11 protein-coding genes are annotated in these 14004 nt (G+C 65.3%); 6 read left to right on the top strand and 5 right to left on the bottom strand.

Annotation, left to right across the window (positions count from 1 at the left end; translation table 11 throughout):
- Positions 1–45 precede the first annotated feature (45 nt).
- The 3 genes from ileS to AC1MLZ_RS14940 are packed head-to-tail and all read left to right on the top strand — an operon-like array spanning position 46 to position 3827.
- A complete protein-coding gene (ileS, locus tag AC1MLZ_RS14950; protein ID WP_480959162.1) occupies positions 46–2925 on the top strand; it encodes an isoleucine--tRNA ligase in 2880 nt (959 codons plus the stop codon).
- Entirely contained in the window at positions 2918–3421 is a 504-nt protein-coding gene (gene lspA / locus AC1MLZ_RS14945) for a signal peptidase II (RefSeq protein ID WP_176501154.1), read from the top strand. The genes ileS and lspA overlap by 8 nt, the downstream gene beginning before the upstream one ends.
- Positions 3414–3827, top strand: a complete 414-nt coding sequence (locus AC1MLZ_RS14940; protein ID WP_480959161.1) for a DUF3035 domain-containing protein — start codon at positions 3414–3416, stop codon at positions 3825–3827. Before lspA ends, AC1MLZ_RS14940 begins: the two co-directional genes overlap by 8 nt.
- 270 nt (positions 3828–4097) lie before the next feature.
- On the opposite strand, the gene AC1MLZ_RS14935 is transcribed toward AC1MLZ_RS14940, so the two are convergent.
- The 5 genes from AC1MLZ_RS14935 to AC1MLZ_RS14915 all read right to left on the bottom strand — a co-directional run bounded on the left by AC1MLZ_RS14935 (position 4098) and on the right by AC1MLZ_RS14915 (position 9437).
- Complete coding sequence (locus tag AC1MLZ_RS14935; protein ID WP_480959160.1) at positions 4098–4949, bottom strand: TorF family putative porin; 852 nt, start codon at positions 4947–4949, stop codon at positions 4098–4100.
- Between the two features lie 220 nt (positions 4950–5169).
- Positions 5170–5754 (bottom strand): 5,6-dimethylbenzimidazole synthase, encoded by a 585-nt coding sequence (gene bluB, locus AC1MLZ_RS14930; protein WP_480961573.1) that lies wholly within the window; start codon positions 5752–5754, stop codon positions 5170–5172.
- A gap of 84 nt (positions 5755–5838) precedes the next feature.
- On the bottom strand, positions 5839–7035 hold the full coding sequence (gene metC / locus AC1MLZ_RS14925) for a cystathionine beta-lyase (protein WP_480959159.1): 1197 nt from the start codon (positions 7033–7035) through the stop codon (positions 5839–5841).
- Positions 7032–7862, bottom strand: coding sequence for a sulfurtransferase (locus AC1MLZ_RS14920; RefSeq protein WP_480959158.1), 831 nt, complete (start codon positions 7860–7862; stop codon positions 7032–7034). The genes metC and AC1MLZ_RS14920 overlap by 4 nt, the downstream gene beginning before the upstream one ends.
- A 24-nt stretch (positions 7863–7886) precedes the next feature.
- Positions 7887–9437 (bottom strand): cryptochrome/photolyase family protein, encoded by a 1551-nt coding sequence (locus AC1MLZ_RS14915; RefSeq protein ID WP_480959157.1) that lies wholly within the window; start codon positions 9435–9437, stop codon positions 7887–7889.
- 164 nt (positions 9438–9601) lie between these two features.
- Between AC1MLZ_RS14915 and queF the strand changes: the two genes are divergently transcribed.
- The 3 genes from queF to AC1MLZ_RS14900 all read left to right on the top strand — a co-directional run bounded on the left by queF (position 9602) and on the right by AC1MLZ_RS14900 (position 13864).
- Complete coding sequence (gene queF / locus AC1MLZ_RS14910; RefSeq protein ID WP_480959156.1) at positions 9602–10060, top strand: preQ(1) synthase; 459 nt, start codon at positions 9602–9604, stop codon at positions 10058–10060.
- Between the two features lie 185 nt (positions 10061–10245).
- Positions 10246–12516 carry a glycosyltransferase family 4 protein gene (locus tag AC1MLZ_RS14905; RefSeq protein WP_480959155.1) on the top strand — a complete coding sequence of 757 codons (2271 nt, stop codon included), beginning with the start codon at positions 10246–10248 and terminating at the stop codon, positions 12514–12516.
- A gap of 64 nt (positions 12517–12580) precedes the next feature.
- The gene (locus AC1MLZ_RS14900; protein WP_480959154.1) at positions 12581–13864 is read left to right on the top strand and encodes a glycoside hydrolase family 130 protein; all 1284 of its coding nucleotides are present in this window, start codon (positions 12581–12583) and stop codon (positions 13862–13864) included.
- Positions 13865–14004 lie beyond the last annotated feature (140 nt).

Raw genomic sequence — 14004 nt, 5'->3', positions numbered from 1 at the left:
GGGGATGGCAACGTAGCGCGCTAACGGCTACAGCCCGGCCCACCTATGACCGATACTCCTGCGCCCGCCCGCGATTACCGCGACACCGTCTTCCTGCCGAAGACCGACTTCCCGATGAAGGCGGGCCTCGCTGCCAAGGAGCCGGCGATCCTCGAGCGCTGGGCGAAGCTCGGCATCTATGACCGGTTGCGCGAGCAGCGGCTCGGGCGCGAGCGCTTCATCCTGCATGACGGCCCGCCGTACGCGAACGGCGACATCCACATGGGCCATGCGATGAACAAGGTCCTGAAAGACATCATCGTGCGGTCGCAGTCGCTGATGGGCAAGGACGCGCCCTATGTCCCCGGCTGGGATTGCCACGGCCTGCCGATCGAGTGGAAGGTCGAGGAAGCGTATCGCGCGAAGAAGCTCAACAAGGACGACGTGCCGGTCGCGCAGTTCCGCGCCGAATGCCGCGCCTATGCCGAGAAATGGGTCGCCGTGCAGAAGGGCGAGTTCGAGCGGCTCGGCGTGATGGGCGACTGGGCCGATCCGTATCTGACGATGAAATACGACGCCGAAGCGACGATCGTCGGCGAGCTGCTGAAGTTCGCCGAGAGCGGCCAGCTGTACCGCGGCGCCAAGCCGGTGATGTGGTCGCCGGTCGAGAAGACCGCGCTGGCCGAGGCCGAGGTCGAGTATGAGGACATCGTTTCCACGCAGATCGACGTCGCGTTCGAGATCGTGGAGGCGCCGAACGCGCCCGAACTGGTCGGCGCGCATGCGGTGATCTGGACGACGACGCCGTGGACGATCCCGGTGAACCAGGCGCTGAGCTATGGGCCTGAGATCGAGTATGGCGCGTGGTATGACGAAGCGACGGGTAAGACCTTGGTCGTTGCCAGTCCGCTTGCGCTTGATGACAAACTGTTCCTTCGCCTGCTCGGGTCAATGAATTCCCCGGTCCTGAAGTGGTCAGGCAAAGGTTCGCAGCTTGAAGGCGCAACCGCACGGCACCCGATGCACACACTGGGCGGGTTCTTCGCGAAGCCGCGCCCGTTCCTCCCCGGCGAGTTCGTCACGACGGACGCAGGCACCGGGCTCGTCCACATGGCGCCGGACCACGGCGAGGACGATTTCGAACTCTGCAAGCAATACGGCATCGACCCGGTCTTCGCGGTCGACGGCGCGGGGATGTACCGTGCGGACTGGGCGTGGCTTGGCGGCCAGGGCAGCGTCATCAACAAGAAGTTCGTGGGTGCGGACGGCCCGATCTGCACCGACCTGCGCGAGGTCGGCGCGTTGCTGGCGGCGAGCGACGACTTCAAGCACAGCTACCCGCATTCGTGGCGCTCGAAGGCCAAGGTGATCTTCCGCGCGACCCCGCAATGGTTCATCCCGATGGATGCTCCTGCTCCCTCTCCCCTGCGGGGAGAGGGGCAGCCAAGCAATGCTGCGCCTGGAACAGCCCCTCACCCCAGCCCTCTCCCCGGAGGGGAGAGGGAGCCAGAAGGCAACGGCGCGACTCTCCGCGAAATCGCGCTTGACGCGATCGCCGCCACCACCTGGATCCCGGCGCGCGCCGAAAACCGGATCACGTCGATGGTGCAGGGCCGCCCCGACTGGGTCATCTCGCGCCAGCGCGCCTGGGGCGTGCCGATCGCGCTGTTCGTCGACCGCACCACCGGCCAGTATCTGAACGACCCCGCGGTCAACGCGCGCATTGTCGCAGCCTTCCGCGAGAACGGCGCGGATGCGTGGTATTCGGACGGCCATCAGGCGCTGCTCGGCCCCGACTACGACCTCGCCGACTATGACGTCGTGAAGGACATCCTAGACGTTTGGTTCGATTCGGGCTGCACGCACGTTTTCACCGTCGAAGCGCGGTATGGTGAGGGAACGCGCGCGAACCTGTATCTCGAAGGCTCGGACCAGCATCGCGGCTGGTTCCAGTCGTCGCTGCTCGAAAGCTGCGGCACGCGCGGTCGCGCACCGTACGACGCGGTCCTGACGCACGGCTTCGCGCTCGACGGCCAGGGGCGGAAGATGTCGAAGTCGCTCGGCAACGTCGTCGATCCGCTCAAGATCATCGGCGAGAGCGGCGCGGACATCCTCCGCATGTGGGTCGCCTCGACCGACTATTTCGACGACGTGAAGATCGGCAAGGAGGTGCTCGCCACGGCCTCCGACGCGTATCGGAAGCTGCGCAACACGTTCCGCTACATGCTCGGCGCACTCGAAGGCTTCGAGGACTCCGAACGCGTCGCGGTGTCCGACATGCCCGAGCTGGAGCGCTACGTGCTCCACCGTCTCGGCATGATTGATGTCGAACTGCGCCAGGCCGCCGAAGCGTATGAGTTCAACCGCTACACGCGCCTGCTGACCGACTTCGCGAACGAGGACCTGTCCGCGTTCTACTTCGATATCCGCAAGGACTCGCTGTATTGCGACGCGCCCGGCGACGTGAAGCGTCGCGCGTACCGCACCGTCCTCGACGTGCTGTTCCACGCGCTCGTCCGCTACGCCGCGCCAATATTGTGCTTCACTGCAGAGGAAGTGTGGCAGTCGCGCTTCCCGAGCGATGACAGCTCGGTGCACTATCTCGAATGGCCGTCTCTGCCATCGCTGGACGCCGAGGACGTGGTCGGCAGCAAATGGCATGAGGTCCGCCAGTTGCGCGTTCAGGTCACCGAAGCGATCGAACCGCTCCGCCGCGAGAAGACCGTTCGCTCCAGTCTCGAGGCGGAAGTCACCGTTCCTGCGATGCTGCTCGACGCCGACGCGCTGGCCGAGGCGTTTATCGTCGCTAAGGTCACGCCGGGCGACGCGGTCACCGTGACGCGCACTGACTTCCACAAATGCGGCCGCTGCTGGCGCCACCTCCCCGAAGTGACGGTCGACGGTGAACTCTGCAACCGGTGCGACGAGGTGGTGGCCGATGCGTAACCTGCCAAAGGCCGGGTTCGGGGCGGCGATCGCGCTGTTTCTCGCAGACCAGCTGAGCAAATGGGCGGTGACCAAGCCGCTCGGGATCGACTCGCTCGGCGACTCGCAGACGATCACCTCGTTCTTCGACCTGCGCTTCGTCCCCAACATCGGCATCTCGCTCGGGCTGCTTCCTGCCGACGGCCACCTGACCCGCTGGGCGCTGGTGCTCCTCACCGGTGCGATTGCGGTCGGCGTGGCGGTGTGGATGACGCGCGAGAAGAACCCGGCCGATCAGGTCGCGCTCGGCTTCGTGCTCGGCGGTGCGGTCGGCAATATCCTCGACCGGATCCGGCTCGGCTATGTGGTCGATTTCGCCGACCTGCATATCGGCGAGTGGCGTCCGTTTTTGGTCTTCAATGTCGCCGATGCAGCGATTACTGTCGGCGTGCTCGTCCTGCTTGTTCGGGCGCTCCTCGTGCGCGAGAAGCCCCCTGTGGAGAATTCCCATGCGTAAGTTCGTACCCCTGGCCGCCGGTCTCGCGAGCGTCGCCCTGCTCAGTGGTTGCGGCGCAGGTCGAAGCCTCGATCATGCGCGCCCGGACGAGTTCGCCGTCGCCCGCCAGGCGCCGCTCGTGATCCCGCCCGACTTCGCGCTGGTCCCCCCGCAGCCGGGCGCTGCGCGTCCGCAGGATACCGCCGCCAACGCCCAGACGCTCGACGCGCTGTTCGGCGGCGCTGCGCCGCGGAGTGCTGCCGAGACGGGTGTCGTCAACGATGCGGGCGCGGACAGCGACGATCCCGGCATCCGGTCGAGCGTAGGCGATCCTGGCACGACCGTCGTCGACAAGGGTTCGACCACGCGCGACATCGTCGCGGCGCCGGAGGGCGACGGCCAGGACGCACGTACGACTGCGAACTGAGCGAGTCCTAGCGGCTGACGAAAAGGGCGGCTCCCCGCGGGGCCGCCCTTTTTCGTGTCTGCCCGCCGAGCTTGTCATCCCAGCGAAAGCTGGGATCTTGTCGTATGGCGAACGTCGCCCGCCTCGAGAAATACCCCAGCTTTCGCTGGGGTGACGGAATAGGGAGCCGCGGCGGTACTGCTTTTTGTTCTCCCGCGAAGGCGGGAGCCCAGTCTGGATCCCCGCCTTCGCGGGGAAACAAGGTTCAGGGGCGCCCTCTCCTCAAAGCGATCAGAACGCCGCGGTCAGCGACACCAGCACCTTGCCGTTGGCGATCGAGCCATTGCCGTCCTGCCCACGGCTGAAGCTCGGCTGGAGATAGGCGGACTCACCCTTGCTGATGTCGGTATCGACATACGCGACACCGAGCGTCAGCGGCGTCGTCGGGATCACGTAGTCCGCGCCGAACAGCCAGTCGAAATACTCGCCGGTCGGCGACACGCTGGTCGCGAACGGCCCGAGGCCCTTGTTGCCGCGCGAATAGCCGACATGCGCCTTCACGGTCACGCCGGTGGTCGGGATCCCGCTGCTGACGTCGCCCCAGAGATACAGGTTGTCGTCCTTGGCATTGACGCGGTCGTAGACGCCGTTCGCGGCCGACGTGCCGTTGGTATACCACGGGCCGAGCGCCTGCTGCTTGGGCGCATACGCAACGCCGGCCAGCAGCGCGACCGGACCAACGGTGCCCGACAGCTTGGCGTAAGGCTCGATGAAGTCGGTGTTGTCGAAGCCGCTGGGGTACATGTACCAGGTCGCGCCGACATCGAGTGTGCCGCCGCCGATCGGCACCTTGTAGCCTGCGATCAGATCGAGCTCCATGTTGGCGCCGCCGAACGTGCCCCACCCTGCGAGGTTGGAACCCCAGGTGCCGATATACAGCCCGCTCTTGTGGGTGATGGTGATGCCGCCCTGAACGGCGAGGTTCTCGTCCGACTGCGACACGCCTCGGAAACGATAGTCGCTGACGAGCCCGACGGCGCCGCTGACGGTGACTTCCTTCGGAGGCGCGGTGTCGTCCTGCGCGAAGGCCGGCGTTGCGGCAGCCAAAGCAATGCCGCCGAGAAGAATAGTGGTGAAGCGCATCGTTTCCCTTTCGATACCGGAAGTCGATGTCCGCCCTGCATCCGTGGACGCCGCATCTTTAGGAGCTAACCCCAGCGCGGTCTTTCCAACGGTGACACCGCGATGACAGCCCGTGGTGCGCCGCACAAGCGAATCTTGCGTACAATCGGGCTTTGACAGCACGCATGTTGCGCAACCGCCACAGTGCCACCGGGCAGTTGAGGCGGGTAGCCACCGTGCCTCAGCGCACCACGATGTTGATCGAGCGCCGTTTTTCCCAGCCTTCGACCTCCAGCTCGGGGATATTCGCATCGATCTCCGGATATCCGATGCAAAGATACGCCACGAGCTGCCATGTCTCGGGTATTTCGAGGATCTCGCGGACGCGGGAAGGCTCCAAGATCGAGACCCAGCCGAGACCGATTCCGTGCGCGCGCGCTGCTAGCCAGAGCGTGTGGACCGCGATGACGGCGGAATAGGCGACGCTCTCAGGCATGGTCCGGCGGCCGAGACCGTGGCCCTGCTCCGGATCGGGTTCGACGAACACCGCGACATGACACGGCGCCTGTTCGAGCCCCGCGAGCTTGAGCCGCGCGTAGGTGGCTGTCCTCGCCCCGTCCTGCGTCGTCAACGCCGCCGCGTTGCACGCCTCGAAGTCCGCGCGGACTGCGGCTCGGCGGGCGGGGTCGTCGACCGTGACGAACCGCCACGGCTGACTGAGTCCGACCGACGGTGACGCGTTGGCGATCTCCAGCAACCGATCGAGCAACCCGGCCGGCAGCGGGTCGCATCGAAAACGCCGGACGTCGCGGCGCCAGCGGAACAGCGTATCCAGTTCCGCATGAAACGCCGGTGCGAAGATCGGTGCTTCGGTGGCCGCCCCCGCGCGTGCGCCTTGATTGGAAACAGTCTAGCCGTTCGCGATCGAGAACGCGGCGAGCCCGGCTTCGAGGTCGGCGATCAGGTCGGCTGGATCCTCCAGGCCGATCTGGAGGCGGACCATCGGGCCGGCGGCGTCGCGCCTGGTGACGCTGCGATGGCGCTGTGGATCGACCGGGATGGCGAGGCTTTCGAAGCCGCCCCAGCTATAGCCGATGCCGAACAGTTGCAGCGTATCGATCAGCGCAGCGCGCGATGCCTCGTCGCCGCCGTTCAGGACGAACGAGAACAGCCCGCTGGAGCCCTTGAAGTCGCGGACGAACAGGTCGTGGCCGGGGCAATCGGGGAGTGCGGGGTGGAGTACCTGCGCGACTTCGGGGCGGGACTTGAGCCACTTGGCGATGGTCAGCGCGCTCGACTGGTGCTGTGCGAGGCGGACCGCCATCGTGCGGAGGCCGCGGCTGCCGAGCCAGCAATCGTCGGGACTGGCGACCTGGCCGAGCTGGAAACTGGTCTCGCGGAGTTTCTTGAAATGGCCGGGTGCGGCGGTGACCGAGCCCAGCATGACGTCCGAATGGCCGACGACGTATTTGGTGCCGGCGAGGATCGTCAGGTCGACGCCGCGCTCGATTGCGGGGAAGAACAGCGGGGTGGCCCAGGTGTTGTCGAGCAGCGTCGTCACGCCGCGCGCCTTGGCGGCGGCGACGATCGCGGGGACGTCCTGCACCTCGAAGCTGAGCGAACCCGGGCTCTCCATGAAGACCGCCCGCGTATTCTCGCCGATCAGATCGGCGATGCCCGCGCCTATCATCGGGTCGTAATAGCGCGTGGTGATGCCGAACCGCTTGAGCAGGCCGCCCGCCATGCCGCGCGTCGGGTCGTAGGCGCTGTCGACGAGCAGCAGTTCGTCGCCTGGGGACAGTACCGACAGCAGCGCCGCGGCGATCGCCGCGACGCCCGAGCAATAGAGGAACGTTCCCTCCGCGCCAGGCTCGAGCGAGGTCAGCGCGTCGGCGAGGCTCCACTGCGTCGGCGTGCCCTTGCGCCCGTAGAACAGCCGGTGGTGCGTATCGCGGGTGGCGCTGTCGCGGAGGTGGCCGACCGAGTCGTAGAGGATGGTCGAGGCGCGCCAGACCGGCGGGCTGACGATTCCCTGCGTCCACTCCTTGCGACGGCCGGCGAGGACTACCTTGGTCGCATCGCCGACCGGCTTGTTCGTGTCGCTCATGCTGTTCCCGTTGCCTTGGGTGTGGACGGATCGCCGCCCCATTCGGACCAGCTGCCGTCGTACAGCGCCGCCTCGTTGCCGAGCAGGTGCGCGCCGAATGCGAGGACGGATGCGGTGATGCCCGAGCCGCAGGTGGTGACGAGCGGCTTCGACAGATCGATGCCGGCCTTGTCGAACTCGGCCTTCAGCGCGTCGCCCGTCTTCCACGTGCCGTCTGCGTTGAATATCGCGCCCTGGGGCAGGTTCTTCGAGCCCGGAATATGCCCCGGCGCCGTGCCCGCCCGCGGGTCTTCCTCCGCACCGGTGAAACGCGCCGCCGAGCGTGCGTCGAGCACCTGCTCCGCGCCGCTCTCGACGTTCGCCTTCATCTGGTCGAGATCGCGCACGCCTTTCAGGTCCGCCCAGGTCGTGAAGTGACGATGCCGTGGCGTTTCCTTGCCCGACGCGATCTCGCGCCCCTCGGCCTGCCACTTCGCCAGCCCGCCATCGAGGATCGCGACGTTGTGCGCGCCGAACAGCCGCAGCATCCACCACGCCCGGGCCGAGGTGTGCCAGGGCGAGCTGTCGTACAGGACGATCCGGCTGCCATCGCCGAGCCCCAGCGTCTGCATCCGGCTCGCGAACTTTTCCGCGGACGGCAACATATTGGGGAGGTCGCTGTCGGTATCGCGCAGCTCGGCGAGGTTCATGAATACCGCGCCGGGGATATGCGCCGCCTCATATTCCGCCGCCGTGTCGCGTCCCTCGGCATAGGTCGCGTCGACGATCCGCAGATCACTCGCGCCCAGTTCGTTCGCCAGCCATTCGGTGCTTACCAACGCGTCCATATGCGGCTCCTTGTGCTGAAGCCGTCAGTAGCCAGCGGGGCCGCTCGCGTCGAGGGAGGCAAGGAACCCCGCCGCCTGCGCGCGCGTCGCCTGCTGGTCCGCCTCGGTCTGCTTGTGCCAATTGCGATACGGCATCGCGAGCCGCGGATTACGCCCGAGCTTGTCCTCGTGCCGCGCAAGGAAATCCCAATAGAGCGCATTGAACGGACACGCATCCGGCCCGATCCGCTGCTTCACATTATACCGGCATTGCCCGCAATAATCGGACATCCGATCGATATATGCGCCCGACGAGATATACGGCTTCGACCCGAGCAGCCCGCCATCGCCGAACTGGCTCATCCCCAGCGTGTTCGGGAGTTCGACCCACTCATAGGCGTCGACATACACCTCCAGATACCAGAGGTGGACCTTCGCCGGGTCCGCGCCGATCAGCAGTGCGAAATTGCCCGTCACCATCAGCCGCTGGATATGATGCGCGTGCGCTGTCTCCAGCGTCTGGCCGATCGCCTCGCGCAAACAGTGCATGTCGGTCTCGCCGGTCCAGTACCAGCCGGGGAGTTCGCGGGTATGATCGAGGAAGTTGCGCTCGACATAGTCCGGCCCCTCGCGCCAGTAGATGCCGCGCATATATTCGCGCCAGCCGATGATCTGGCGGATATAGCCCTCGACCGCGTTCAGCGGCGCGCGACCGGCATGATATTCCGCCTCCGCCCGCCGGCATAGGTCGAGCGGATCGAGCAGTCCCGAATTGATGTACGGCGACAGGATCGAGTGCCACAGATGCCGCTCGCCGGTGAGCATCGCATCCTCGTAATCGCCGAACTGCGGCAGCGCGTGGCGGAAGAAGTTCGCGGCCTGCCGCTCGGCATCTTCGGCGGTCACCGCATAATCGAACCCGTCGAGGCTCCCCGGGTGATCCGCGAACCGCTCCGCCACCAGCGCCAGCACGTCGCGCGTGATCGCGTCCGGCGCGAACACCAGCGGACGCGGCATGAGCAGGTCGTTCTTGGCAGGCTTGCGGTTTTCCTTGTCGAAATTCCAGCGATCCCCCTCGGGCTTGCCGTCCGTCATCAGCAACCCGGTGCGCGTCCGCATCTGACGGTAGAACCACTCCATCGTCAGCGATTTGCGCTCGGCCGCCCAGTTTTCGAAGTCGGCATGGCTGGCGATGAAACGGTCGTCGCGGCGGATCTCGACCGGGATGCCGAAGAGCGTCTCCCAGCTTTCGAGCATCGCCATGACGCGCCACTCGCCGCCCTCGGTCACGAATATCCGCTCGGGGTCATGCCGCTCGACCGCCCGCGCGATCTCGCCGGTGAAGCTGCCCCCGTTGTCGAGGTCGTCGAGCCTGGTGTATTCCACCGTCCACCCGGCCTCGCGCAGCGCCTCGGCATGATGCCGCATCGCCGACAGGATGTATGCGATCTTGCGCTTGTGGTGCCGGACGTAGGTCGTCTCCTCATCGACCTCCATCATCAGCACGATCGTCGTCGCAGGGTCGCAACCGCGGAGCGACGCGAGATCCATCGTAAGCTGATCGCCGAGGATCGGTACGAGCGTCTTCGCGGTCATATCCTCAACCCTTCCGTCACCCGGGACGTGTTCCGGGGGCCACCGTTCAGCACGCTCGCCGACCATGGAGTCCGCGGACGGGTGGATGCCGGAACAAGTCCGGCATGACGACGAGCAGTATCACCCACTTTGCGCTGTCCCGTTCGCTTCCTACATGGAGGCTCATGACCGTTCCAACGAACCCATTGCATCTCGGCCAAAACAGCGCCCTCCCCGCCTCTCCAGAAGAGGCCGTGCTCGATTATGTTCCGAACCCTCGGCCCGGCCGGACGTATCTCGTGCGGTTCGCCGCACCCGAGTTCACGTCGCTGTGCCCGGTCACCGGCCAGCCCGACTTCGCGCACCTCGTCATCGACTATGTCCCGGGCGAGACGATCGTCGAGTCGAAGTCGCTGAAGCTCTTCTTGAGCAGCTTCCGCAACCATGCCGGGTTCCACGAGGATTGCACCATGGGCATCGGCGAACGCCTGTTCGACGAGATGAAGCCGGTATGGCTGCGTATCGGCGGCTACTGGTATCCACGCGGTGGAATCCCGATCGACGTGTTCTGGCAATCGAGTGCACCGCCACAAGATCTTTGGCTGCCCGACCAGGGAGTCGCCCCGTATCGCGGCCGAGGATGAAGGTCGTGGATGAAGGTCGCGGATGAAGGTCGCGGATGAGGCACGGAAAATATCGATTTGATTTAGACCGATATTATTCCCGTGCTGCACTGCAGTATGTGAGGAAACTTTATGCTATCTGAACCGTTGAATTGATTGCGCGACCGGGCCTTCCCAGAAGTGCGCGCTCAAACGAGGGACAGGGTATGGTGAAACCGGCGGACGGTGGGAATATCGCGCGACTGGCGCTGATCGGTAATTTTCTGCCGAGGCAGTGTGGGATAGCCACTTTCACGACCGACGTTTTCACGGCCATGCGCGCGCGCTTTCCCGAGATCGCCGTCGATGTGTATGCGATGGACGATCATCCCGGCAGGTACGATTACCCCGCTGAAGTCACGGGCACGATCGCCGAAGCCGACCTGTCGGCGTATATCGACACCGCACGAAAGATCGAAGCCAGTGGCGCACAGGCGATCTGGCTGCAGCACGAATACGGCATCTTCGGCGGTCCGGCAGGCGAGCACCTCCTCGCGTTGCTCGATCGCACCACCCTGCCGGTCATCGTTACTCTGCACACCATTCTCGAGAAGCCCAATGCCGACCAGCGTCGCGTGCTCGAAGGGTTGCTGCGCCGTGCTGCCCGCGTAATCGTCATGGCCGAGCGCGGCCGCGACATTCTCCAGCGTGTCTATGGTGCCAATTCGCGCCAGATCGTCATGATCCCGCACGGCGTGCCCGATCGCGACCTGCTCGATCCCGCGACGCTGAAGGACAAGTTCGGCTGGGAAGGCCGCAAGGTCATGCTGACGTTCGGCCTGCTCGCCCCCAACAAAGGGATCGAGACGGTCATCAACGCGCTGCCTGCGGTGATCGCGAAGCATCCCGACCTGCTGTACGTCGTGCTCGGCGCCACCCACCCGAACCTCGTCGCGTACGAAGGCGAGAAGTACCGCGACAAGCTGAAGGCGCTCGCAACAGAGAAGGGCGTTGCCGACAATGTCGCGTTCGTCGATGCATTCCTCGAACATGGCGAACTGCTCGATTATCTCCAGGCGGCGGACGTCTATGTGACGCCGTACACGAACCCTGCGCAGATCACGTCGGGCACGCTCAGCTACGCGATTGGCGTCGGCAAGCCCGTCATTTCGACGCCTTATGTCCACGCGACCGAGATCCTCGCGGATGGCCACGGCGTGCTCGTCCCGTTCGGCGACATCGATGCGTTCGCGCGCGAGATCGACGCGCTGATGTCGAACGATCGCGATCGCAACCGTCTGGCCGAGCGTGCCTATGCGCGCGGCCGCACGATGATCTGGCCAAAGCTCGCCGAGGCGATGATGACGGAGATCCGTGCGATCGTGGCGGCGCGCCCTTTTCGCCTAGCCAAGGTGCCAGCCCCGCTGAAGCTGCTGACGCCTGATTTCGCCGCGGTCGAGCGGATGAGCGATTCGACCGGCATGCTCCAGCATTCGATCTATTCGATCCCCGATCGTCGCCACGGGTACTGCATCGACGACAATTGCCGCGCGCTGATGCTGATGAGTGCGATGCCGGGTCTCGACGATGTCGCCCGCGACAAGTGGATGACGATCTATGCGTCGTTCGTGCAGTATGCCTGGAATCCGGACACGCGCCGGTTCCGCAACTTCATGAACTTCGATCGCACCTGGTGCGAGGATTCGGGTTCGGAGGATTCGAACGGCCGCACGCTCTGGTCGCTCGGCGTCACCGCGCGCGATGCGCAGGCCGCCAAGCACCGCGACTGGGCGACGGCGATGTTCGATTCCACCGCATCGATGGCGCTCGAACTCGGCAGCCTTCGCGCGCAGGCGTTCGCCATGCTCGGCGCGGCGGCGATGCTGGAGGCCAAGCCCGGTCACCAGTTGTCGTTGTCGATCCTCGAGGCCTTCCCCAAGGTCCATCTCGACCTGCTCGCAAAGGCACGCCGCCCCGAATGGCAGTGGTTCGAGATCGTGCTGGCCTATGACAATACGCGCCTCCCACAGGCGCTGATCCGGGCAGGCCAGGCGCTTGACCGTCAGGACCTGATTGACTGCGGCCTAGCCACGCTCGACTGGATCGTCGCCAAGCAGACTTCGCCGGAGGGTCGCTTCCGCGCAGTCGGGTCGGAAAGCTTCCACCGGCCCTATGCCGAACCGTTGCAGTTCGATCAGCAGCCGCTGGAGGCTCAAGCGACGGTCGATGCATGCGCCGCGGCGTATGACGCGACCGGCGACGTGCGCTGGCGTGACGAAGCGTTGCGCGCCTATGGCTGGTTCCTGGGCGTCAACGACCTCGACCTGCCGCTCGCGAGCGTCGCGGATGGCGGTTGCTACGATGGTTTGATGCCCAACGGGCTCAACCGGAACCAGGGCGCCGAGTCGATTTTGGCGCTCCAACTCGCAAGCTGTGCGATTTCAGGGGTATCAAAGGCAGCGCAAAGCGTGGCAGGAGCGGCGCGCGTCGTCGCCTAGCCACGCTAGTGACAGCCTGACAGGCGACGGTGCGCTGAGTGGAACGACGCGGGGCACTGCTACGATGGATCTGTTCAACCACCAGCTGCGGCTGCACGCGGACCCTTCGCGTGTCGTCGTGCGGCCGTTCCATATCGCCTGGGGCGGTCATGGCGGCGCACCGAGCCGCACCGAGCGGCTTGTCGGCGAAGTGCTGGAGATGACGTCCGCGCAGGCGCGCGCGCAGCTTGAGGTCGTGCTGAAGGATTTCGAGGCACGCCACTGGCAGACGCGGCGCGTGTTCATGACGCGCTACGACCAGATCGAGGACATGCTCGGGCTTAACGGCTCGGAGATCGGCGACGAGAAGCGTCAGCTGATCGGTGCGTATTTCTGTCACGAATACAGCTATGCCGCCGCCGCGCTCATGAACCCAAGCGCAGTGCCGCATTTCGACCAGTCGGGGATGCCGCCGGGCTCGATGCGGATACTGATGTCGCTGCGCGCGGTCGGCGAGGGTCACATCTCGTCGGTGGCGTTCCGCGAGGGCATCATCACCTGCGAAAACCAGATGAAGCTCGCGCCCGAGCCACCGTTCGCGACCGCAACGGATGCAGTCGGCAGCGGCGAGGACGAGATGCCGGTCGGCCCCGTCACCGTCTATCGCCACCGCGACAGCACGCTGAGCGGCACGGTGATCTTCCCGATCACGCAGGCGCAGTCGAAGGGCCTCGAAGATCTGCGCATCGTCCGGTTCCAGCACGAGAACGGCGAGTATGAATGGATCGGCACGTATACCGCGTATAACGGCTCGGTGATCCAGTCCGAACTGATGCGCACCCGCGATTTCCGCGCGTTCGACCTGGTGCCGATGACCGGCCCGGCCGCCCGCAACAAGGGCATGGCGCTGTTCCCGCGGAAGGTGAACGGCCAGTACATGATGATCGGCCGGCAGGACGGCGAGAATTTGTTCCTGCTCAAGTCCGACACGCTGACCGACTGGGACGACGGCGAAAAGATCCTGACGCCGCAATATCCGTGGGAGCTGGTGCAGATCGGCAATTGCGGCCCGCCGATCGAGCTCGACGAGGGCTGGCTGTTGCTGACGCATGGTGTGGGCGCGATGCGGAAATATTCGATCGGCGCGGTGCTGCTCGACAAGGACGATCCGTCGAAGGTTATCGGGCGGACCAAGCAGCCGATCCTAGCCGCGAAGGACCAGGACCGCGAGGGGTATGTGCCCAACGTCGTCTACAGCTGCGGCGCGCTGAAGCATGGGGATACGATCTTCATGCCGTACGGTATTGCGGATAGTTCGGTCGGGTTCGCGTTCGTGCCGATCAAGGACATGCTCGCTGCGATGAAATAAGGCTGGTGGGTTAGGATCACGTCCCGACCACCATACCGAAGCACCACCCCGGCGAAGGCCGGGGCCCAATTGGGGGCCCTAGATAACGGCGCACTGCGCTTCGTTACGACCACCTTTCCAATTGGGCCCCGGCCTCCGCC

It is taken from the genome of Sphingomonas sp. PEI4 (genome assembly GCF_056679955.1).
The sequence above is the reverse complement of the archived record's forward strand: the minus strand, read 5'-3'. Positions and strand labels throughout refer to the sequence as shown.